Below are 22,472 nucleotides of genomic sequence, written 5' to 3' on the forward strand. Positions count from 1 at the left end.
TAGCATGGTGTGATGATGGCTACAGCGACTCCGCGACCGGGCGGCCGCAGCGCCCGCGTCCAGCAGGCAGTGCACCAGGCGGTCCGGGCGCTGCTGGAGGAGAACGACGGCGACCGCTCGGCCCTGTCGGTGCCGCTGGTGGCGGAACGCGCCGGCGTGAACTCCTCGACCATCTATCGGCGGTGGGGGGACCTGCCGCGGCTGCTCGCCGCCGTCGCGTCCAACCGGATGCTGCCCGAGCAGGTGGAGGACACCGGGTCGCTCAGGGGGGACATGGAGGCCTGGTTCGTCCCCTACGTCGAGGAATTTTCCTCCCCGCTGGGGCGGCAGGTGCTGCGGGACATGCTCGCGGACGGCGCCGTGACCCGGGACTACTTCGCTCTTATGCAGGGCCATGTCGAGGAGCTCCGGAGACTGGCCGAAGCCCGCGGCGAAACCGCGCCGGCGGCCCGGGAGATTATCGACACCGTGGTGGCGCCGGTCATCTACCGCATCCTGTTCAACCATGAGTCCGCCCCGGAATTGAGGGTCCAGGACCGGATCAGCCGGCTGCTCCGCCCCGGGACCGCCACCGACGTCCAGGACTAGACTCGTTTCCACCCCATCCACGACCAGGCGAGGAGCCCCCATGCGCGCCACGATCATCCACGGCCCCGGCGACATCCGGGTTGAAGACCGCGACTACCCCACCGTCCAGCAGCCCACCGACGCCGTCGTCAAGGTCACCGCCTCCTGCGTCTGCGGCTCCGATCTGTGGCCGTACCGCGGCGTGCGGCCCACGCACGAGCCGCGTGCGATCGGCCATGAGTTCATCGGCCTGGTCGAAAGCATCGGCGACGCGGTGACCGATCTGGCCGTGGGGGACCTGGTGATCGCGCCGTTCGTGGTCAGCTGCGGCAAGTGCCCGCAGTGCCTCAACGGTGTCTCGGTCGCCTGCGACCACCTGGCCGGCTGGGGCGGCAAGGACGACGCCGGGCTGGCCATCGACGGAGGCCAGGGCCAGGCAGTCCGGGTCCCGCTCGCCGACGCCACCCTCGTCAAGGTTCCTGGCATCACCGAGCCCGACGACGCGCTGCGCGCCAGCCTGCTGACCCTCTCCGACGTCATGGCCACCGGCCACCACGCAGCCCTCGCGGCAAAAGCGGGACCGGGCCGGACCGTCGTCGTGGTGGGCGACGGCGCCGTGGGCCTCTGTGGAGTCCTGGCCGCCAAGCGGCTGGGCGCGGAACGGATCATCGCCATGTCCCGGCACGCCGACCGGCAAGCCATCGCCCGGGAGTTCGGCGCCACGGACATCGTCGCGGAGCGCGGGGACGACGGCGTCGCGAAGGTCCGCGAACTGCTCGGCGGAGTGCTGGCCGATTCCGTGCTGGAATGCGTCGGCACCAAGGAATCCATGGAGCAGGCGCTGCACAGCGTCCGCCCGGGCGGCGCCCTCGGCTTCGTGGGCGTGCCGACCGGCGGCGCCGAGATTCCGCTGCGCTACCTGTTCGACACCAACATCTCGATCGGCGGCGGGATGGCTCCCGCCCGGACCTACATTCCGGAACTGCTCGCCGACGTGCTGGACGGCAGCATCAACCCCGGCCGGGTGTTCGACGTCGTCATGCCGCTGGAGGAGGCGCCGGAGGCCTACCGCGCCATGGACGAACGGCGCGCCATCAAGGTCCTGCTGACGCCCTAGCCGAACGGGCAGGGGATCGTGCGGCCCTTGCACTGCCGGGACGGCGGGTCTAGCGTGATGCGCATCAGCACCCGCAGCCGTCAAGGAGCCGTCATGGCCAGGTTTGTGCAGATCATCGAATACCAGTCGTCCCGCATCGAGGAGATCGAAGCGCTCGGCAGGCCCTCCCGGACCGAGGGTGAAACCGCCCCGACCTTCCGTCGGATCCTGAACACCGCGGACCGTGACCGGCCCGGCACGTACCTCACCATCGTCGAGTTCGATTCCTACGAGTCGGCGATGGAGAATTCCCGGCGGCCGGAAACCTCCGAATTCGCGGCGCGCATGGCGGCCCTGTGCGATTCGCCGCCGGTGTTCCGCAACCTGGACATCCAGTGGGAGGACGCCGGCGACCCGGCGAGCGACTAGGCGCGCAAGCCATGCGCTCCGAAGCGGACGACGGTGAGCCGGACGCCGCTGCGCCGGACGAGTTCGTGCTGGACCTTGGCCGGACCGCCTCCGCTCCCCTGCGGTTGGTCGGCGGTAAGGCGCTGAACCTTGGCAGGCTCACCGCCGCGGACTTTCCGGTGCCGCGCGGCTTCTGCCTCACCACCGACGCCTACCGCCTCGCGGCCCCGCCCGCGCTGGCAGCCCTGGCCGCCCGGCTCGACGCGGCTGCCGACGGCGCGCCCGCCGACAGCGCTACCGGCGCAGCGGCTGGCCAGGCGGCCGGTCCGGGGCCGGCGGAACTGGACCGCCTGGCGGCCAGCGCCCGAGAGCTGATCCTGTCAGCGCCGGTTCCGCCCGGCGTCGACGCGGCGCTGCGGGAGGCCTACGGCTTGCTGGGCGCGCAGCCGGCCGTCGCGGTGCGGTCCTCGGCCACGGCCGAGGACCTGCCCTTTGCAAGCTTCGCCGGCCAGCAGGACTCGTTCACCGGCGTCAGCGGCGCCGACGCCGTCGTCGACGCCGTGCGGCGCTGCTGGGCTTCGCTATGGACCGACCGGGCGGTGGCCTACCGGTCCGCCAACGGGATCAGCCACCGCGAGGTGGGGCTCGCCGTCGTCGTCCAGCTCATGGTCGACGCCGCCACTGCAGGCGTGATGTTCACCGCCAACCCGGTGACCGGAACCCGGACCGAGACGGTGATCAACGCCAGCCCCGGCGCGGGGCAGGCTGTGGTGTCGGGCGCCGTAAATCCTGACCAGTTCACCGTGGACACCGCGACGGCGGCGGTCCTGGCCCGGGTTCCGGGCGACGGCGGTCCCGCACGCGGCTGGAGCCTGGCGGACGCCGAACTCACCGAACTGACCCGCCTGGGCGACGCAGTCCAGCGTCTCTTCGGCGCGCCGCAGGATGTGGAGTGGGTCATCGACGCCGCGGGCAAGGCCTGGCTGACGCAGTCCCGTCCGATCACCACGCTGTATCCGCTGGAGGATCCGTTCTCCAACACCCCGACCCCCATTGATCCGCCCTCGGCCGGGGCGCGCGTCTACCTCTGCGGCACCCTGTTCCAGGGGCTCACCCGACCGATCACGCCGATCGGGCTCGCGGCCCTCGGCCTGATGCGGAACCGCAAGGGCCCCTGGCGGTACGTCAACCCCGGGCTGCGAATGTACGTGGACCTCACCGCGATTGTGCAGAACAAGTGGGGCCGCCGCTACCTGACGCGGGTGCTGCCGCTGGCGGACGGCAGATCGGCCGCGATCTTCCCCGAACTGCTGGCGGATCCGCGATTCGCGCTCAGGCAACGCCCCCGGAAGGCCCTCCCCCGGCCCGCCCGGGCCACCGGCGGTGGGCAGGTCCAAGGCGCCGAGGCCAGCACCACCCTGGCCATGCTCCTCGGCCTGATCCCGGCGCTGTTTGGCGCCGCCCTCCGGCCTGAGGCCGAACTTCGCCGGGCCGAGGCCTACGGAAAACGCCTCGAAGCGGAGCTGGTGCTGCCCGAGCCCGCCACCGCCGTGCAGCGGCTCGACTACACCGAACTGATCACCAATCGGACCATTGACGGGCTGATCCGCGCCACCCTGCCCGGGCCATCCGTGGGCTACATCATGCTGGCCGTGGCACGGCGGCTGCTTCGCGGCATCGCCCCGCCGCGCGAGCTGGAGGCGGTACTGCGCGGGCTGCCGCACAATGTGACCACCGAGATGGACCTGGAACTCTGGCAACTGGCCGTCGGGATCGGCGCCGATCCCGACTCGCGGGACGTCTTCCTGGCGCAGGACCCGGCGCGGCTCGCGGCGGCATACCGCGCCGGCTCGCTTCCCGCGCCGGCGCAGGCCGGGGTCCGTGACTTCCTGGTCCGGTACGGCCACCGGGCGGTGGCCGAGATCGATCTGGGCATGCCGCGCTGGTCGGACCAGCCGGACCACATCCTGGGAATGATCTCCAACTACCTGCGCGTCGAGGACCCGGAGCAGGCCCCGGATCGGCAATTCCGCCGGGCCGCCGAGCACGCGGAGGAGAGGATCCGCAGTCTCGTGGAGCGCGCCGGCGCCCGGGGCCAGTGGCGGGCCCGGCTGCTCGAGCTGTCCCTGCGCCGGGTCCGGGAGCTGTCCGGCCTGCGCGAGCTGCCCAAGTTCCACATCGTCAAGATCCTCGGCGAAATGCACCGGCAGCTGTTGCTGGTTGGCGAAGAGCTGGTGCGTGCCGGGGTTATCGCGGCGCCCGACGATGTGTTCTTCCTGGACTTCGCCGAGCTCCGGGTGGCCCTGCGGGGTGCCGGAATGCAGCCTCTCGTCGCGAGCCGCCGCCGCCTGTACGACGTCGAACTGCGCCGCCGCCACATCCCGCGGGTGTTGCTCTCGGACGGGACCGACGTGGAGGCCGCCGTGATGGCGAAGCGTCCGGCCACCGGCGCCCTGTCCGGGACCCCGGCATCGGCCGGCACCGCCACCGGGCTGGTCAGGGTGATCCTGGACCCGGTAGGCGCCCGCCTCGAGCCCGGCGAAATCCTGGTGGCCCCTTCGACCGACCCCGGCTGGACCCCGCTCTTCATGACGGCCGGTGCCCTGGTCATGGAGATGGGCGGCGTCATCTCGCACGGGGCCGTGGTCGCCCGTGAGTACGGGATCCCGGCGGTGGTGGGCGTGCCGGATGCCACCACGAGGCTGCACACCGGCCAGCGGGTCACCGTGGACGGCGCCGCCGGCACGGTCCAGGAACTGCCGGACTGAGCTCAGCCGCACCCAGGCGGAGGCCCGGGGCGTAGCCCCGGGCCTCCGCCGGGAACAGGCTGTCCTCACCGTGGTAGCACAGCCGTGCCAGCTAGAATGGCAGCATGACCCCGGCGGTCCAGCCACCACCCCAGCAACCCTTCCCGCAGCAGCCCGTGCAATACCCTGCACAGCCGGCCGGCGGCGCCTTCGGCCTCGCACGCCGCGCGCGCGGCGTGCTCCGCCGGGTTCCGGTGTGGGCCTGGCGGGTCCTGATGCACTCGCTGGGCCCGAGCGAAAAGGCCCGCTTCAACGCCGACCCCGTCACCGGCGTCGACTACTTCCACGACATTGACTTCGTGGGCGACGGCATCAGGGCTCACCGCCTGGACGTCATCACCCCGTCCGCCGCTGGGGCCGCTCCTGCGGACGGCGCCGGGCCGCAGCCGGTCTATGTCTACTTCCACGGCGGAGGCTGGACCTCGGGCGACAAGGCCTCGCTGACCAAGTACTGCGCCAGCCAAGCGGAGGGCGGGATGGTCGCCGTCAACGTGAACTACCGCCGGGCCCCGCGCTTCCACATGGCCCACGTCCTCCAGGACGCCAACGCTGCGCTGGCCTGGGTCCGCGACAACATCGCGGGCTTCGGCGGCGACCCCGCCAGGATTGTCCTCGGCGGCGACTCCGCCGGCGGCCAGATCGCCGCTCTCCTTGCCGCTGCCAGCTTCCGTCCCGAACTGGCCGGCCATTACGCGCTGGCGCCGGCAACCCCCGCCTCAAGCCTGCGCGGGCTGGTGCAGCATTGCAGCGTCGTGGACTTCTCCGTGTTCTTCGACAAGGGCTTCGTCCTCAGCCTGGATTTCGTCCGGATGCTCCTGCCCCGGGCAGCGCCCCGCCCTAGCCGGCGCCGCATCGCGGAGCTGCGCGGGGCGGCCGGCTTCCTGTCCCCGATCGAGTGGCTCGACGCCCGGTTCCCGCCGGTCTTCGTGACCACTTCGGAACGCGACTTCTTCTACGCCGCCAACCTCAACTTCATCGAGCGCCTGCGGGAGCACGAGGTGCAGGTCGACACCCTGATATACGGCTGGGACTCCCCAAACACCGAACACACGTGGCAGCAGGATTTCCGGTACCCGGAGTCGCAGGAGGTCTACCGCCGCCTGCACGCGTTCGTGCGCAGGGTGGCGGGCAGCTGAGGACCCCGGCGGACCGCCGTCCGGGAACCGCCCCCGCGCCGGGGGCTATGTTTAGTCCATGGCGTCAACAGGCCGCAATCTTCCGGGCACACCGGAACCGGACCCCGGAGTCTTCGGCTCGGGGCTCATCGACGAGGCCGTCCGGCTGGACGCCGCCCTGCCCGACGGCGACTGGTTCGCCCCGCCGTCGGGCTCTGTCCGCGGGACCTTCCATGCGCCGAGCGGTGAGCTGGCGACCTTGTCCATGGGCAACCCGGCCCATCCACGGGTGCTGATGGTCCCGGGCGCGACGGGGTCCAAGGAAGACTTCTCGCTGATGCTGCCCCGGCTCGCGGCCGCCGGCTACTTTGTGCTCAGCTGCGACATCGCGGGCCAGTATGAGTCCGCCGACGCCGGCCCCGAGCACCTCGACCCGCCGCGGGAGCACTACGACTACCAGCTCTTCACCGACGACCTGATCGCCCTGCTGGAGGACGGGGAGGGCGCCGCGCACGTCGTCGGCTACTCCTTCGCCGCGATCGTCGCGCAGGTGGCGTTCGCGCAACGGCCGGAGCTGTTCCGCAGCCTCACGCTGCTCAGCTGCCCACCCGAGCCCGGCAACAGCTTCCGGGGGGTCCAGCGGATCGGCCGGTTCAGCGGCTGGGCCAGCGCCAGGGTCGGCGCGGCGCTGATGATCGCGGGCATCCGCAGCAACGTGGTCCGCGTGGGGCAGAACCGGATCCGTTTCGTGAGATACCGCTTCCGCTTCACCCGCCGGAAGGCTGTGAACGACATTTTCGGGCTGATGCAGCACGCCCCGGACCTCCGGCCGGTCCTGGCCGCGGCGGCGCTGCCGAAGTTCGTCGCCGTCGGCGAACACGACCTCTGGCCGCTCGCACTGCACCGCCGCTTTGCGCAGGCGATCGGCGCGAAGATCTCCGTCTATCGGGGCGGCCACAGCCCCAGCGAAACGTCGCCGCACCAGATGAGCCGGGACCTGATCGCGCTCTACGCCGACGCCGACGGGACGCCGCCAGGCAGCTAGCGCCGGTGGGCGCGTTCCCACCTCTTGCGGCGGCGGCGCCGGCGCAGCGGGCGCTCGGACCTGAACTCGACGCCGAACGTCGTCCACGCCATCGACAGCCGGCGCCCGACGGCGTGCCGGCTTTCGAACGGCCGGGCCGAGACGCCTACCCGCAGCGCCGGCTCCCAGAGCACGGACACCTCCGGCGGGATCTGGTAGGAAATGTCGAGGTCGTCGTGCACCGGCGGCCTGCCCCGGTGGACCGTGCCGCGGATCTTTTCCCAGACGTCGGCCCGCAGGGCGAAATTTGAGCCAAACAGCGGCGGATGCCCCAGCAGGAGACCGATGGCCCAGAAGTAACCGGCAATCCAGATGTTCCGGCCCACCCAGCGCGCAAACCGCGTCCCGCCGTAGAAGTTCCCGGGCCCGCTCACCGCGGTCAGCGGACCGGCCTTGTCCAGGATGGCTTCGACACGTTCCAGCCAGTCGGCGGGCGGGACGGAGTCGGCATCCAGGCGCGCGATGATTTCCGAGTCCGCCTCGTCGAATCCGCGGGCGGTGGCCGCCGCGATTCCCGGCAGGTCAACGACGATCCGCCGCGCCCCGGCGGCCGTGCAGACCGCGGCAGTGTTGTCGGTGCTGCCGTTGTCCACCACGATCACCTCGTCGGCGCGGCGGCTCTGCCTGCCGAGTGCCGCCAGGCACGCGGCGAGCATCTGCGCATCGTTCCGGGTGGGAATGACCACCGAGATTGTTGTCATGGTGAGCCGACTATAGCTCCAGCCCGGGATTAACTCCCGCACTCAGCCTCTTGCACCGCGGCCCTGCGCCCCGTACGTTGGGGACAGCGGACGAATGTCTCCGCAGCCGTTGGCCTTCCGTGGCCGCCGGAGATCAGCAGCATTTCAGAAGGATAAAGGCATGGCTACAGGCACAGTTAAATGGTTCAACGCCGAAAAGGGTTTTGGCTTCATTGCCCCGGATGACGGGTCGGCCGACGTTTTCGCCCACTACTCGGCAATCGCTTCCAGCGGCTACCGCTCGCTGGACGAGAACCAGAAGGTCGAGTTCGACGTCACCCAGGGTCCGAAGGGCCCCCAGGCTGAGAACATCCGCCCGCTCTAAGCTTTCAGGAAGGCCCGGCCTGCCGGAACACTTCTCCTAGAAAACATGAAGCCCCTCCGGAGTCACTCCGGAGGGGCTTTGTTTCGTTGTCAGACAGTGGCCCTGCGATATTCTGGACCTTTCAGGCCCAGACGCAGGAACGCCGGGCGCAGTACGTCGAACGGCCCGGCCCATGACATCAAAGAGCAAATATCCGGGGTCAGTCCCTGACCGGACCCCCAACGACGACTTCCTCGACTGCCCCACCGGGCTGGTCGAGTACTACTTCGCCGACGGCGTTTTCCGCTGGTCTGACGGCCTCTACCGAATCTACGGGTATGAACGGGGCGAAGTGGTCCCGTCCATGGAAATGGTCTTCCCCCACCTCGAGCCCGAAGACCGGCCAAAAGTCCAGGCCTACTGGGAACGCGTGGCGGCCGTGGGCGGGCCATCGTCCATCTACGTCTCAATCCGCGACAAAAAGAACCGGCAGCACAAGTTGCTCTTCTCCGCGGACTACATCCTCGAAGGCACTACACCCGTCGGTGTCTGGGGCGTCATCGTGGACCTCACCCAATCAATCCATACTGACCGCCATCAACTCGCCACAGAAGCCGTCGCGGCATCCGCCCGCAACCGGGCGGTTATCGAACAGGCGAAAGGCATCCTCATGGGGCGCACGGGGGTCAACGCAGATGAAGCATTCGGGCTCATCAGCCAGTTGAGCGCCGACACGAACCGCAAGGTCACCGCCATTGCCAGCGAAATCGTCGAGCGCGCCACGGCCACGCCCAGGGAGGCGAAGAGCCAGGATCTTCCTACCCTGTAGCGCCCCGAGCCCGAGCCACTGGTTGCCGCCCAGTCCTAGCCGACGTGCACCCAGGGCCGCCGTGTGACATCGGGTTCGGCCTCGCGCAGCACCTCGCGGGTGACCGGCGCGATTTCTCCTTCGCCGAACGCGAGGAAGCGCAGCAGGTTGGTGAGCGGGTTCCCCTCGGTCCAGCGGAAATAGATGTGCGGCATCAGCCCGGTCACGTCCCGGATGTGCAGCAGCACCGAGGCGATCGTGTTGGGGACCACGGGGCCGTGCACTTCAAGGATCCGGTAGCCGTGCCGGGTGATGCCGCGGACCTCCAGTTCGGTTTCGAAGTCCGAGGAATCATCCACGATGACCTCCAGGAACAGCGCCCGGTAGTCCAGCGGCAGGTGGCTGACCTCAATCGCGGACTCCAGTTTTTGCCGGTACGCCTCCGCGCTGAGGCGCATCGGCTCGTGGGCGACGATCCGGAGCGGCCCTTCCAGCTCATCGGACATGAACTCCAGCGCCTGCCGGTCCAGATGGACGTGCGTGGCATGCAGCTCGAAGGACCGGCGGGCGCGGGAGAGCAGGGAAATCACGATGATGCCCAAGATGAAGATCGACGCGATCCGGATGCCTTCGGGTCGTTCGATGATGTTGGCCACGGTGGTGTAGATGAACACGACGGCAATGACGCCGAAGCCCACGGTGCGCTTGCGTTGCCGCTGGCGGCGGGCCGAAAGGGTCACGGCCACGGCCGCCGAGGTCATCAGCACCAGCACGCCGGTGGCGTACGCGCCGCCCTGCGCGTCGACGTCGGCGTCGAAGAGCCAGGTGATCAGGAAACCGATGAGGGTGAAGACCAGGACCAGGGGACGCACGGCCCGGGCCCAGCCGGGGGCCATCCCGTAGCGGGGCAGGTAGCGCGGCACGAGGTTGAGCAGCCCGGCCATGGCGGAGGCGCCGGCGAACCAGAGGATGGCGATCGTGGAGATGTCGTAGACGGTGCCGAAGCCCACGCCGAGGTGTTCGTGGGCCAGGAAGGCCAGGGCGCGCCCGTTGGCCTGGCCGCCGGGCCGGAACTCCTGCTCCGGAATCAGCACCACGGTGGTGAAGCTGCTGACGATCAGGAAGGTGCTCATGATCAGGGCGGCGGTGGTCAGCAGTTTGCGCGCGCCCTGGATCCGGCCGGCCGGGTACTCTTCGGTATCGTCGGCATGGCCCTTGATCTGCGGCATTACGGCGACGCCGGTTTCGAACCCGGAGAGGCCCAGGGCGAGCTTGGGGAAGACCAGCAGCGCGAACCCGACCGCCAGCAGCGGGTTTCCGTGCGAGGTGGAGATGGCCTGCCACCAGTTGTCCACGGCCAGCGGATGGCTCAGCACCTCCCAGAGCGACGCGGCGACGACCACGACGTTCAGGCCCAGATAGAGTCCGACGATCACGACGGCGACGCCGATCGCTTCCTTGAAGCCGCGCAGGAACACCGCTCCGAGGAGGGCCAGCAGGATCAGGGTGACGGGGACGTTTTGTCCCTGCAGCCAACCGGGCGCCACCGGGTTCTGGACCAGGTGGGCGGTGGCGTCAGCGGCGGACAGCGTCATCGTGATCATGAAGTCAGTCGCGGCGAAGCCGAGCAGGACCAGGACGAAGAGCTTTCCGCCCCAGCGCGGCATCAGCCGTTCCAGCATGGCGATGGACCCTTCGCCGCGGTGGCTCTCGCCGGCGACGCGGCGGTAGACCGGCAGCGCGCCCAGCAGCGTAATCGCCACCAGGACGAGCGTCGCGAGCGGCGAAATCACCCCCGCGGCGAGCGCGGCGATGGCCGGCTGGTAGCCCAGGGTGGAGAAGTAGTCGACGCCGGTCAGGCACATGACCTGCCACCAGGTGTGCTTCTTCTCCTGGGCCGTGGGCACGCCGCCGGGGCCCTGGTGCGCGCCCTTGCTGTCCTGCAGCCCCACCAGCAGCCAATTCCGCAGGATGGTCCGGCGGGCGGGCTTCGGCGCCGACGGGTCTACCGGCGGCCTGCTCAGGGTGGTCATCTCGTCCTTTCCTCACGGCGCCTCTCTCACGGGCGGGCGCCGCATTCTGCCCCTCAGTTGCGAAGCTAGCAGCGGCCGGGACTCCGGCAGCCCCCCTGGCGCGGATCTTGATGAATCCTTTACGCCGCGCTCCTCCGCCGGGGCTTGGTCGGAATGGAAGAATGGCTGCATGGCACGTGGAACGCTGCGCATCTTCCTGGGGTCCGCCCCGGGCGTGGGCAAGACCTACGCCATGCTCCGGGAAGGACACCGGCTCCAGGGCGCCGGCGAGGATGTGGTCGTCGCCTTCGCCCGCGACCGGGGCCGCCGCGAGACCCGCGCACTGCTGGCGGGCCTCGAAGTGCTTGGGCCAAGCCGGGTGCCCCTTGGCCGGCTCGACGTCGAGGAACTGGACCTGGACGCCGTCCTGCTCCGGGCGCCGGCCACCGCCCTGGTGGACGAGTACGCCCACTCCAACGCCCCCGGCAGCAGGAACCGGCACCGCTGGCAGGACATCGACGAACTGTTGGCGGCCGGGATCAACGTCCTGTCCACCCTCGACATCCACCAGCTTGCCTCCCTGGCCGACGTCGTCAGTGCGATCACCCAGGGCCGTCCCGCGGAAACCGTCCCCGACGGGGTCGTCCGGCGGGCCGACCAGCTCCAACTCGTGGACCTCTCCCCCGACCTCCTGCGGCAGCGTGTGGCGGCCGGCAAAATTGTGCCGCCGGACCGGGTGGACGCGGCACTGTCCAACTACTTCCGCCCCGGGAACCTGGCGGCCCTGCGCGAACTCGCGCTGTTGTGGCTGGCCGACCGGGTGGACGAGGGCTTGGCCAGCTACCGGGAGGGTAAGCGGATCAGCAACAGCTGGCCGGCCCGGGAACGGGTCGTGGTCGGACTGGCCGGGGGCACCGAGGGCGAGGCGCTGATCCGCCGCGGCGCCCGGTTGCTCCACCGCGTCAGCGGCATCGACCTGCTGGCCGTCCATGTCAGGGCCTCCGAAGGGATCGCGGACGAGTCGCCGCAGGCCCTTGAAGGGCAGCGGCAGCTGGTCCAGGACCTTGGCGGCAGCTACCACGTGGTCACCGGCGAGGATCCGGCTGAGGCGCTGCTGGAGTTCGCGCGCAGCGTCAATGCCTCCCAGCTGGTCCTTGGCGTCTCCCGCAAGGACCCTGCAGCCCGCCTGATGGCGGGCCTCCGTGGCGGGGGCACCACCGCCAGGGTGCTCCGCGCTTCCGCCGGCATCGATGTCCATCTCGTGCCGCAGGAGCGTGCCCCAAGCGGTGTGCGCCGGAACCGGCACAGGGACCTGGGCAGGCTCCGCGTCAGCGTCGGCTTCGGCCTCGCTGTTGTTGTTCCTGCGCTGCTCCAGCTGCTGCTGGCGGTCAATCCGGACAAGAACCTGGCCACGTCCATGCTGGTGCAGCTGACGGGTTCCGTGGCTGTGGCGCTGGTCGGAGGGCTGTGGCCTGCGATCTTCGCCGCGCTGTGGAGCAGCCTGCTGGTGAACTACTTCTCCACCCCACCGTTGGGCAACCTGACCATCAGCGACGCCCAGAACGTTCTCGCCCTGCTGGTCTTTGTGGGCGTGTCCGCCGCCGTCGCCGTCGTCGTCGACCTCTCCGCGCGGCGCTCCAAGGAGGCCGCCCGGGCCAGGGCCGAAGCAACTACGCTGGCCGAGTTGTCACGCGGCGCAGCGGGTTCCGAAGACACCGTCACGGGCCTGCTGGAACAGGCTCTGGACGTCTTCCAGGTCCGCGGCGCCGCCCTGTTCGGCCTGGCTGGCGGCGACGTCGACGCCGAGCCGGGACCAGCGCAGTGGCGGCTGCTGGCCGGCGTCGGCGACTTTCCACCCGTGGCAGCCCGCCAGGGCGGGGGCCCGTCGACCACTGACGGACCGTCCGGGGACAACGTCGAACAGATCAATGCCACCACCCGGCTGGTCCTTTCCGGGCGGGTGCTTCCGGCCAGCGACCGGCGTCTGCTTGGAGCGTTTGGCGTGCACCTGCTGGCCCAGCTGGAGAACCAGCAACTGCAGGCCAGCCGGAGCCAGCTGGCCCGCCTTGCTGAAAGCAACACGGTACGCACCTCGCTGCTCCGCGCCGTCTCGCATGACCTCCGCACCCCATTGGCCGGCATTAAGCTCGCGGTCGGGGGCTTGCGTCAGCCCGGTGTCCGCTACAGCCGGGAAGAGGAACAGGAGCTGCTGGCGACCATCGACGAGTGCTCCGACCGGCTCGATAGCCTGGTGGGAAACTTGCTGGACATGTCCCGGATCACCTCCGATTCCGTCACCCCCATGCTCCGGCCCGTGCGCTGGTACGAGGTGGTGGGCGGCGGCCTGCACGGAATCCCGGCCGGACGGGTCCGGGTGGAGCTGCCGGCGAACATGCCGGAGGTGGAGGCGGATCCCGGAATGCTTGAGCGTGTCATCGCGAACATCGTGGAAAATGCCGTGAAGTACGCCCCGGATTCGGACATTGTGCTCACGGGCAGCAGCGGCGGACTCAGTCCCGCAATGGTGGGTGGCCGGCCCGCCGGGGAGATGCGGATCATCGACCACGGCACGGGAGTCCCGGCGGAGAAGGTCGTGGAGATGTTCCGTCCCTTCCAGCGTCTGGATGACGCGAGCCGGGCCAGCGGCGTCGGCCTCGGCCTGGCCGTGGCTAAAGGGTTCACCGAGGCCATGGGCGGCCGGCTCAGCGCGGAGGCCACGCCGGGAGGCGGCCTGACCATGGTCATCAGCCTGCCGATCTCCGAGGGTGCACCCTTCCGGGAGGACCCGGACCAGGCGCCGCTGGAGCCCCAGTCCGCGCTGGCCCGGCGCCACCATGCACCGCCGATCCTCTCTTCCCCCACGGACGTGCCATGACCGCAGTGCTGGTGGTCGACGACGACCCCTACCTGTTGCGCGCCCTGCGGATCACGCTGCGGGCCCACGGCTATGACGTCATTGCGGCGTCGGATGGCCGGTCCGCGCTCCTGGCTGCGGCCCGAATCCCGCCCGCGCTGATCGTCTTGGACCTTGGCCTCCCGGACATGGACGGCACCGAAGTCCTCGCGAAACTGCGCAGCTGGAGCCAGGTTCCCGTGCTGGTGCTGTCCGCCCGCCATGGCTCGGACGACAAAGTCCAGGCTCTCGACGCCGGCGCCGATGACTACATCACCAAGCCGTTCGGGCTGGACGAGCTGCTGGCCCGGCTGCGCGCGCTGCTGCGCCGCAGCGCCGATCCGGAGCACGAACCGGTGATCACAACCGACGCTTTCACCGTGGACCTCGGCAAGCGCCGGGTCACCCGCGACGGCGAGGACGTCCGGCTCACGCCGACGGAGTGGAAAATGCTGGAAGTGCTGGTCCGTAACCCGGAGAAGCTCATCACCCAGCAACAGCTGCTGTCCGAGGTATGGGGTCCGGCCTACGCGAAGGAGACCAACTACCTCCGGGTGTACATGGCCCAGCTCCGCCGCAAGCTGGAACCGGATGCCGCCGCACCCCGGCACCTGCTCACCGAGGCCGGGATCGGCTACCGCTTCCAGCCCTGAAGCGGCGGGCGGCCCCGGTAGGATTCCGGGCATGGACGAGAAGGAGATTCTGCACCGCTACCTGCGCCTGCGCCGCGCCGAACTGCTGGCCAAGCTGGACGGTCTGGATGAGTACGACATCCGCCGGCCCGTGACGCCCACCGGAACCAACCTCCTGGGCCTGGTCAAGCACGTGGCCAGCGTCGAGATCGGCTACTTCGGCGAAGTGTTCGGCCGCCCCCACGCCCAGCCCCTGCCCTGGCTGGAAGAGGGTGCCGAACCGGATGCCGACTTGTGGGCGACCCCGGACGAGACCCGGGACCAGATTGTGGAACTGCACCACGCCGCCGCTGCCCACAGCGATGCCACCATCGAGGCCCTTCCGCTGGACGCCCCGGGCGAGGTTCCATGGTGGGCCGAGGACCGCCGGCACGTCACGCTGCAGCAGATCCTGGTCCACTTGTGCGTTGAAACGGCGCAGCATCTGGGCCATGCGGACATCCTCCGCGAACTCATCGACGGGACGGCCGGGAAAGGACCCGGCGACCCAAACCTGACGCTGCGTACCGGCGAGGATTGGGCGGCCCACCGGAACAGGATAGAGACGGCCGCCCGGGCGGCCGCGCGGGCGGCAGCCCCGGTTTTCCGTCGGGAGCCGCCGCAATAGATACTGGGGCAATGAATATTCACAGCGCTCTCGCCCGGGAGAACGCACGGCAGCCGCCGCTGCCGGAGGTACCCGCCCAGCTGCGGGCCGTGCTCAACGGCATTCCGGCGATGGTGGGCTACTGGGACGCCGAGCTGCGGAACCGGCTGGCCAACGACGCGTACCGCGAGTGGTTCGGGGTCTCCCCCGAGGAACTGCACGGCATCCACATCCGGGATTTGCTCAGCGACGCCGTGTACGAGGCCAACTACCCCCACATTTCCAAGGTCCTCGACGGCGAGCCGCAGCTTTTCAAGCGCACGCTCACGGATGCCGCAGGTGCGACGCGTTTCGCCGAGGTCTCCTACATGCCGGACCTGAGCGACGGCGGGGTTCAGGGCTTCTTCGTGATGGTCACGGACATCACCGAGCGGGTGCTCGCCGAGCGCCGCCAGCAGCGGGACACCGACCGCTACCGGGCACTGGCGCGCAGTGTCCCCGGCGTCTTTGTCCTGCTCTTCGATTCGGAACTGCGCTACCTGATCGCCGAGGGCCAGGAGCTGGAGGCCTTCGGCTACCGCTCCGCCGAGCTCGAGGGCCGGCGGATCCACGATGTGCTCGACGGCGCCCTCGCCAACGAACTGGAACCCCGCTACCGCGCCGCGCTGTCCGGCCAGGAGGTTTCCTGGACCCGGCAGATCGGGCCCCGCACCTACCGGCTGAAGGCCGGCCCCGTATACTCCGACGACGACGACGCCACCGCCGGCATGGTGGTGGCGGTCGACGTCACCGATCGGCTCCGGCAGGAACAGACGTGGGCCGCGCTGCACGAGATCGCCACCGCCGTCGCCCGCAACGCCGCCCCGGCGGCCATCTCGGAGCAGGTCGCTTTCATTGTGCGGGACCTCTTCCAGGTGGACTCGGCCGCCGTCGTCCGTTTCACCGGCGCACTGTCAGCGGAAATCGTGGCGATGGCGCCGGCGTTGCCGCCCACCCTGAGCCGCACGCACGTTTTTTCGCCGACCGACATCTCGGCCACCGTCCGCGTCGCCGTAACCGGCAGGCCCGCCCTGGTGGTCTACGGCCCGGAAGGGGGCCCCGCCGCCGAGCAGATGCGGGCCGGAGGTTTCCAGTCCGCGGCGGGCGCCCCGATCAGGGTCCACGGCAGTTTGTGGGGCGTGGTTAACCTGACCTCGAAGTCCAGCACGGGCGTCACCGAGGTGATGCTGGAACGGCTGGCCCAGTTCGCCGAACTGGTGGAAATTGCCATCGGCAACACCGAGGCCCGGGCCAGCCTGGAGCTGCAGGCCACCACCGACCAGCTCAGCGGCCTGCCCAACCGGCGTGCCCTCGAGCAGCACCTCTCGCACGAGATTGAACTGGCGGCCACCCGCGGCACCAGCCTCAGCGCCGTCGTCCTCGACATCGACCACTTCAAGAAGGTCAACGACACCTTCGGCCACATCATCGGCGATGTGGTGCTCGCGGATGTCGCGGCCCGGCTCCGCGGCGTCGCCCGCCAGGATGAGATCGTGGCCCGCTTCGGCGGTGAGGAATTCGTCTGGCTGCTGCCGGGGACGGACGGCGCCGAGGCCCTGCTCGCGGCGGAACGGGCCCGTAAGGCGATCGAGTCGGAGCCGTTCGGCGAGGTCGGCTCCATCACGGTTTCGGCCGGCGTCTGCGAACTCCGCGACGCCGGCAGCCACAGCCTGCTGGCCTGCGCGGACCGGGCGCTGTACGCGGCCAAACACGCCGGCCGCAACCGCAGCGAACGCTACGGCGCCTCCCGCTAGGGCGTTCCCGGCTCGCGGCCGCGGCCGGCCGGAGCGCGGCCGCGTCGGACTCTAGACGAAAGCGGACTTCCCGGTAACGGCCCGCGCCACGATCAGGGAGTTGATCTCGTAGCTCCCCTCGTAGGTGTAGAGGATCTCGGCGTCGCCGAAGAGCTTGCCCATCTCGTAGTCGGTGCTGATCCCGTTGCCGCCCAACAGCGAGCGTCCCATCGCGACGGAGGCCCGCGCCAGCCGGGTGGTGGTGGACTTCGCCATGGCGGCCTGCACCATGTCCAGCTTGCCCTCCTGCTGGATCCGCGCCAGCTGCGCCATCAGCGCCAGCGAGACGCTGGCGTTGCCGAGGATCTCGGCCAGCTGCTGCTGCACGAGCTGGAAGCGCGCCAGCTCCTTGCCGAACTGCTTGCGTTCCAGCGAGTAGGCCCGGGCAACGTCGAACGCGGCCAGCTGGATGCCGGCGGCCTGCCAGCCCACCCAGGCGCGCGAGTCCCGCAGCAGCTCGTTGGCCCGCGAGAAGTCCGTGGCACCGGGCAGCAGGTTGGATTCCGGGATGCGGACCTCGTCCAGGACGATGTCAGCGTTCTGCATGATCCGCAGGCCGATCTTGTTCGCGATCTTGGTGGCGGTGTAGCCGGGCCGGTCCGTCTCGACGATGAAGCCCTTGATCTGCTGGTCCGCGACGTCGCGGGCCCAGACCAGGGCGAAGTCGGCGATGGTGCCGGCGCCGATCCAGCGTTTGGCTCCGGTGATCACCCATTCGCCGTTCTCCAGCCGCGCCGTGGTGGACAGTCCGCCGGCGATGTCCGAGCCGTGGTCCGGCTCGGTCAGGGCGAACGCGCCGAGCTGGGTGAAGGCGGTGAGCCCCGGGAGCCAGCGGGCCTTCTGCTCCTCCGAGCCGAGCTCGCCGATCATGCCGACGATCAGCTCATTGTGGATCCCCACCAGCGCCGAGAGCGAGACGTCGGCGCGCGCCACCTCGACATACATCAGCCCCTTGAAGAGCTTGGAGCTGCCGTCCGTCTGCAGGCCGCCGAGGCCGTGCTTGCCCAGCTCGGCGAGCAGGCCGAAGGGGAACTCCTCGCGGTTCCAGTAGTCGATCGATGCGGCGCGGATCCGGGCCTGCAGGAAATCCCGGATCCCCTGGTAGCGCTCCCGCTCGTCCGCGGGCAGGAGGTCCACGATGTACATCAGGTCTGCGTCCGGGAACGGCGGAGTTGCCGGGGCCTGGGCCGAACTTTCCGCGGCGCCGCCGCGGCTTGCCGTTGCCTGGCCTGCCATTGCCTGGACGGCGGTCTGTCCGCCGGCACTTCCTTGTGACTGCACGGGCACATATCCCTTCGTAATGTGCCGCGCATCGGCAGCAACATCGGCTCTTCCAAACCCTTGGATGTCCTAGTATATTGCACAGTGATGTGGATCACTAGGCCAGCGGCGGCCGCCACCGGACCGCCTGGCTGCGACCGGCTGCGAAAGGTGCACCATGACCGTCACTGAGGAATTCCGCGCCGCGAGGGACAGGCTGCTGGCCCTGCGCGGGGACTACGCCGCCGCCCGGCAGGAATTCAAATGGCCGCGCTTCCAGGAGTTCAATTTCGCCCTGGACTGGTTCGACCAGATCGCCGCCGATCCGGCCAAGGCGGACAAGCCCGCCCTGGTGATCGTGGAGCAGGACGGCACGGCCACGCGGCGCAGCTTCGCTGACCTTTCGGCGCGCTCCGCGCAGGTGGCCAACTGGCTCCGGGCCCAGGGCGTGCGCCGCGGGGACCGGATGATCATCATGCTCGGCAACCAGGTGGAGCTGTGGGAGCTGATGCTGGCCGGCATCAAGCTCGGGATCGTGATGATCCCCACCACCACGCTGATGGGTCCGGCCGACCTGCAGGACCGGGTGGAACGCGGCGGGGCCAGCTGGGCCGCCGTCGGAAGCGCCAACATCGACAAGTTCACCGGCGTCCCGGGTGACTACCGCCTGATCGAAATTGGCGCCGCCGGCAACGCCGAAACCAACACAGCGGCACTTCAGTACAGCGAGGCCGCGGGCGCGGCGGAAGACTTCAGCCCGGACGCGCCGACCCTGGCCGACGAGACCCTGCTGCTCTACTTCACCTCCGGCACCACCTCGAAGGCCAAGCTCGTGGAGCACACCCACACTTCCTACCCGGTGGGCCACCTGTCCACCATGTTCTGGATCGGGATGGAGCCGGGCGATGTGCACCTGAACGTCGCCTCACCAGGCTGGGCCAAGCACGCCTGGTCCAACGTGTTCACGCCCTGGATCGCCGAGGCCTGCGTGTTCATCTACAACTACGAGCGTTTCGACGCGAAGGCGCTGATGGAGCAGATGGACCGCGAGCGGGTGACGAGCTTCTGCGCCCCGCCCACGGTCTGGCGGATGTTGATCCAGGCCGACCTGACCCTGCTCAAGAACCCGCCCACGAAGGTGGTTTCCGCCGGCGAGCCGCTCAACGCCGAAGTGATCGACCAGGTCCACCGCGCCTGGGGCCAGACCATCCGGGACGGCTTCGGACAGACCGAGTCCACCGTGCAGATCGCCAACACCCCGGGCCAGCCGATCAAGATCGGCGCGATGGGCCGGCCGCTGCCCGGCTACGACGTCGTCCTCGTGGACCCGGCCACCGGGGAGGAGTCCGACGACGGCGAGCTGTGCCTGCGCCTGGACCCGCGGCCCGTCGGGCTGATGAAGGCCTACTACGGGGACCCGGAAAAGACGGCCGAGGCCTTCCGCGACGGCTACTACCACACCGGTGACATGGCCAGCCGGGACGAACGCGGCATCATCACCTACGTGGGCCGGGGCGACGACGTCTTCAAGTCCTCCGACTACCGGCTCTCCCCGTTCGAGCTGGAGAGCGTGCTGATCGAGCACCCGGCGGTGGCGGAGGCCGCCGTCGTCCCCTCCCCCGACGCGCTCAAACTGTCCGTGCCCAAGGCCTTCGTGGTCCTGGCGGCCGGCCACGAACCCGGGCCCGAGCTGGCCGAGGACATCCTGCGCTACTGCCGCGAGCACCTGGCGCCGTTCAAACGGATCCGCCGGCTGGAGTTCGCCGAGCTGCCCAAGACCATTTCCGGCAAGATCCGGCGGGTGGAGCTTCGGCACAGCGAGGAACTGCGGCATGGGGCCGGCGGCGTGCCGGAGGGCCTCGGCACAGAGTACTCGGAGGCGGACTTCCCCGGGCTGAAAGGGCAGGGCTAGGCATGGGCACCCCGCTGCCGCGTGATCCGATCGCCGACGCCCAGCGGAACTGGGAACGGCACGGCTGGGCCGACGTCGCCGCCCCGATGGCTGCCATCACGGCCGTCATGCGGACCCAGCAGATCCTGCTGGCACGGATCGAAAGCGCGCTCAAGCCTTTCGGGCTGACGTTCGCGCGCTACGAACTGCTGGCCCTGCTCAGCTTTGCCCGCAGCGGGGCGCTCCCTATGAACAAGGCGAGCGCCCTGCTCCAGGTCCACCCTACGTCCGTGACCAACGCCGTCGACCGGCTGCAGGAAGCCGGGCTGGTGCTCCGCTCCCCGCACCCCACCGACGGACGGACCACGCTGATCGAGCTCACCTCGGAGGGGCGCACCCTGGCCAAGCGGGCGACGGCGGTGCTGAACTCGGAGGTCTTCGGCCAATCCGGCTTCGAGGAGCAGGATGTGGAGCAGCTGATCCGGATCCTCGGTAACTTCCGGCGCAATGCCGGGGACTTCAGCGGCTAAGCCGTACACTTCGTTTGCGGGCCGTCGGCCGGACGGCCAGGAGGTGAGGAGAGCCCCATGATTCCGGAGATCAACATCTGGGCGGTACTGCTGGCCACGCTGTCCAGCATGGTGGTCGGGTCCGTCTGGTACACGCCCAAAGTGTTCGGCAACTACTGGATGCGCATCGCCAAGGTCAGCCCCAGCGGGGACGCCAGGGACGCCGTCAAGCCCATCCTGATCACCTTGGTGGTCAGCTTTGTCAGCGCCTGGGTGCTGGCTGGCTCCGCCGCCATCTCGCAGCATTTCTACGGCGGAAACTTCCTCGCCAACACCCTGGTTACCGCCCTGATCCTGTGGGCCGGGTTCACGGCCGCCCGCTTCATCACGCACGACGCGTTCGAGGGCCGCCCCGTTGGCCTGACCGTGCTGAACTGCGCCCATGAGCTCGTAACCCTGATGGTGATGGCTCTGATCATCGGTTTGTTCGGGATCAGCGCCGCGTAGCCTTTCAGCAGCGGCAGGCGCTGCCATTCCGCGCCGCCCCGGGGACGGGCGGGCGTGCCTAGACTGGATAGGCGGCAGGCGCCCTGCCGCACGGCACGGGCACCGGAGGAGAGCTGCATGGAATTCGACGAATCGTTCTGGGACGAACGGTACCGCCAGCACGGCCAGCACGGCTCAGTGTGGAGCGGGCAACCGAACCCCCAGTTGGTCGCCGAGGTGGCGGACCTGGCGGCCGGTTCCGCCCTCGACGTCGGCGCCGGAGAAGGCGCCGACGCCGCCTGGCTTGCCCGGCGCGGCTGGCGGGTGACGGCGGTGGACATCTCGTCCGTGGCCCTGGCCCGGGCGGCCGCCGCCCTCGAAGACGACCCGGAGACCGCCGCCCGCATCACGTGGCAGCACCAGGACCTCACGGCCTCGCCGCCGCCGGCCGGGACCTTCGACCTGGTCTCCGCCCAGTACCTGCACCTGCCCGCCCCGCAGCGCGACAGCGTCTACAGCCGGCTCGCCGCGTCGGTGGCACCGGGCGGGACGCTGCTGATCGTCGGCCACCACCCCTCGGACCTGGAGACCAGCGTGCGCCGGCCCTCCGCCCCGGGGTTGCTCTTCACCGCCGAGCAGCTCGCGGCGGAGCTCGATCCGCACGAGTGGGAGATCGTCACCTGCACGTCCCGGCCGCGGGCCACCGCAGATTCCGACGGCGCACCGGTGACGGTCCGGGATTCGGTGCTCCGCGCCAAGCGCAAGGCCTAGCGCGGCCGCGTCACCCCCGGGTGCCCAGCCTTTCCCGCAGCCCGGCCGCGAGTCCGGCGATGGTCAGGAGATCGAACAGGCCCCCGCCGAGTTCCACGAGTCGTCGGCGTCTAACGCCGGCGAGCCGGAGCCGCAGGTGCACCCGCGTCCCGGTTGCCGCGCCCGACGACGGTCGCAGCACTATCGCCCAGCTGATGGTGAGCGCACCGCGCTGCGAGCGGTGCACCAGCGCCTTTGGCGGGTCCACCTCGACGATTTCGAAGCTGGCATTGGGGCCGCCCCAATCAGCAATGACGTCCCCGGCGCTGAGGTCCTGGAGTGCGGGATCAATGGTCCGCAGGGCGCGGCGCCGGGCCGGAATGAGGGCTTCCGCCCAGCCAGGCAGGTACCAACCCGAACGTTCCTTGCCCAGCTGGACGATCCACGGCCAGACGGCGTCGGGCGGGGCCGGCAGCCCGAAGCCCCGGTCCATCACCACATCCGGGACCGGGACCAGCCCGTCGCCGGGAAGCACGGCCCGGACCTCCTCCGGCGTCGCCCCCACCCCCAGAAAGCCTGCGTGCATGGCCGCCTCGCTGTCGGAATTGGATCGCTGCGGCAAGCAGGCGCCG

The 22,472-nt window shown here is 69.8% G+C and carries 20 protein-coding genes; 16 read left to right on the plus strand and 4 right to left on the minus strand.

Annotated elements, in window-relative coordinates:
- The first annotated feature begins 12 nt into the window (after nucleotides 1-12).
- From AC1DBD_RS06565 to AC1DBD_RS06590, 6 genes are all read left to right on the plus strand, one after another.
- On the plus strand, nucleotides 13-588 hold the full coding sequence (locus tag AC1DBD_RS06565) for a TetR/AcrR family transcriptional regulator (RefSeq protein ID WP_476892899.1): 576 nt from the start codon (nucleotides 13-15) through the stop codon (nucleotides 586-588).
- Nucleotides 589-628: 40 nt separating this feature from the next.
- Nucleotides 629-1,684 (plus strand): zinc-dependent alcohol dehydrogenase family protein, encoded by a 1,056-nt coding sequence (locus AC1DBD_RS06570; RefSeq protein WP_476981696.1) that lies wholly within the window; start codon nucleotides 629-631, stop codon nucleotides 1,682-1,684.
- A 93-nt stretch (nucleotides 1,685-1,777) separates the two neighbouring features.
- Complete coding sequence (locus AC1DBD_RS06575; protein ID WP_476981697.1) at nucleotides 1,778-2,092, plus strand: hypothetical protein; 315 nt, start codon at nucleotides 1,778-1,780, stop codon at nucleotides 2,090-2,092.
- 11 nt (nucleotides 2,093-2,103) lie between these two features.
- Complete coding sequence (locus AC1DBD_RS06580; RefSeq protein WP_476981698.1) at nucleotides 2,104-4,839, plus strand: PEP/pyruvate-binding domain-containing protein; 2,736 nt, start codon at nucleotides 2,104-2,106, stop codon at nucleotides 4,837-4,839.
- A 104-nt stretch (nucleotides 4,840-4,943) separates the two neighbouring features.
- Nucleotides 4,944-6,014: an alpha/beta hydrolase gene (locus AC1DBD_RS06585; RefSeq protein WP_476981699.1), complete on the plus strand. Its 1,071-nt coding sequence runs from the start codon at nucleotides 4,944-4,946 to the stop codon at nucleotides 6,012-6,014.
- 58 nt (nucleotides 6,015-6,072) lie between these two features.
- Complete coding sequence (locus AC1DBD_RS06590; protein WP_476981700.1) at nucleotides 6,073-7,038, plus strand: alpha/beta fold hydrolase; 966 nt, start codon at nucleotides 6,073-6,075, stop codon at nucleotides 7,036-7,038.
- Here AC1DBD_RS06590 and AC1DBD_RS06595 read toward each other — a convergent pair.
- Complete coding sequence (locus tag AC1DBD_RS06595) at nucleotides 7,035-7,778, minus strand: glycosyltransferase family 2 protein (RefSeq protein ID WP_441417953.1); 744 nt, start codon at nucleotides 7,776-7,778, stop codon at nucleotides 7,035-7,037. The genes AC1DBD_RS06590 and AC1DBD_RS06595 overlap by 4 nt on opposite strands.
- Before the next feature lie 160 nt (nucleotides 7,779-7,938).
- Between AC1DBD_RS06595 and AC1DBD_RS06600 the strand changes: the two genes are divergently transcribed.
- Both AC1DBD_RS06600 and AC1DBD_RS06605 read left to right on the plus strand, forming a co-directional pair.
- Nucleotides 7,939-8,142, plus strand: coding sequence for a cold-shock protein (locus AC1DBD_RS06600; RefSeq protein ID WP_013599688.1), 204 nt, complete (start codon nucleotides 7,939-7,941; stop codon nucleotides 8,140-8,142).
- Nucleotides 8,143-8,314: 172 nt separating this feature from the next.
- A complete protein-coding gene (locus AC1DBD_RS06605; protein ID WP_476981701.1) occupies nucleotides 8,315-8,950 on the plus strand; it encodes a PAS and ANTAR domain-containing protein in 636 nt (211 codons plus the stop codon).
- Nucleotides 8,951-8,985: 35 nt separating this feature from the next.
- On the opposite strand, the gene AC1DBD_RS06610 is transcribed toward AC1DBD_RS06605, so the two are convergent.
- Entirely contained in the window at nucleotides 8,986-10,962 is a 1,977-nt protein-coding gene (locus tag AC1DBD_RS06610; protein WP_476981702.1) for an APC family permease, read from the minus strand.
- Between the two features lie 169 nt (nucleotides 10,963-11,131).
- Between AC1DBD_RS06610 and AC1DBD_RS06615 the strand changes: the two genes are divergently transcribed.
- The 4 genes from AC1DBD_RS06615 to AC1DBD_RS06630 are packed head-to-tail and all read left to right on the plus strand — an operon-like array spanning nucleotide 11,132 to nucleotide 16,905.
- On the plus strand, nucleotides 11,132-13,816 hold the full coding sequence (locus tag AC1DBD_RS06615; protein ID WP_476981703.1) for a DUF4118 domain-containing protein: 2,685 nt from the start codon (nucleotides 11,132-11,134) through the stop codon (nucleotides 13,814-13,816).
- Nucleotides 13,813-14,487 (plus strand): response regulator, encoded by a 675-nt coding sequence (locus tag AC1DBD_RS06620; protein WP_476981704.1) that lies wholly within the window; start codon nucleotides 13,813-13,815, stop codon nucleotides 14,485-14,487. Before AC1DBD_RS06615 ends, AC1DBD_RS06620 begins: the two co-directional genes overlap by 4 nt.
- Nucleotides 14,488-14,518: 31 nt before the next feature.
- A complete protein-coding gene (locus AC1DBD_RS06625) occupies nucleotides 14,519-15,133 on the plus strand; it encodes a DinB family protein (RefSeq protein ID WP_476981705.1) in 615 nt (204 codons plus the stop codon).
- 11 nt (nucleotides 15,134-15,144) lie between these two features.
- The gene (locus AC1DBD_RS06630; protein WP_476981706.1) at nucleotides 15,145-16,905 is read left to right on the plus strand and encodes a sensor domain-containing diguanylate cyclase; all 1,761 of its coding nucleotides are present in this window, start codon (nucleotides 15,145-15,147) and stop codon (nucleotides 16,903-16,905) included.
- Between the two features lie 51 nt (nucleotides 16,906-16,956).
- On the opposite strand, the gene AC1DBD_RS06635 is transcribed toward AC1DBD_RS06630, so the two are convergent.
- Nucleotides 16,957-18,090: an acyl-CoA dehydrogenase family protein gene (locus tag AC1DBD_RS06635; protein ID WP_476981898.1), complete on the minus strand. Its 1,134-nt coding sequence runs from the start codon at nucleotides 18,088-18,090 to the stop codon at nucleotides 16,957-16,959.
- A gap of 292 nt (nucleotides 18,091-18,382) precedes the next feature.
- Between AC1DBD_RS06635 and AC1DBD_RS06640 the strand changes: the two genes are divergently transcribed.
- From AC1DBD_RS06640 to AC1DBD_RS06655, 4 genes are all read left to right on the plus strand, one after another.
- The gene (locus tag AC1DBD_RS06640; protein ID WP_441417960.1) at nucleotides 18,383-20,116 is read left to right on the plus strand and encodes an AMP-binding protein; all 1,734 of its coding nucleotides are present in this window, start codon (nucleotides 18,383-18,385) and stop codon (nucleotides 20,114-20,116) included.
- 2 nt (nucleotides 20,117-20,118) lie between these two features.
- A complete protein-coding gene (locus AC1DBD_RS06645) occupies nucleotides 20,119-20,625 on the plus strand; it encodes a MarR family winged helix-turn-helix transcriptional regulator (protein WP_441417961.1) in 507 nt (168 codons plus the stop codon).
- Between the two features lie 57 nt (nucleotides 20,626-20,682).
- Nucleotides 20,683-21,111, plus strand: a complete 429-nt coding sequence (locus tag AC1DBD_RS06650) for a DUF1761 domain-containing protein (RefSeq protein ID WP_441417962.1) — start codon at nucleotides 20,683-20,685, stop codon at nucleotides 21,109-21,111.
- Between the two features lie 117 nt (nucleotides 21,112-21,228).
- A complete protein-coding gene (locus AC1DBD_RS06655) occupies nucleotides 21,229-21,861 on the plus strand; it encodes a class I SAM-dependent methyltransferase (RefSeq protein WP_441417963.1) in 633 nt (210 codons plus the stop codon).
- A gap of 10 nt (nucleotides 21,862-21,871) precedes the next feature.
- On the opposite strand, the gene AC1DBD_RS06660 is transcribed toward AC1DBD_RS06655, so the two are convergent.
- Nucleotides 21,872-22,426 carry a hypothetical protein gene (locus tag AC1DBD_RS06660; RefSeq protein ID WP_476892906.1) on the minus strand — a complete coding sequence of 185 codons (555 nt, stop codon included), beginning with the start codon at nucleotides 22,424-22,426 and terminating at the stop codon, nucleotides 21,872-21,874.
- Between the last annotated feature and the right edge of the window lie 46 nt (nucleotides 22,427-22,472).

This window comes from Arthrobacter sp. 10T419, assembly GCF_056394105.1.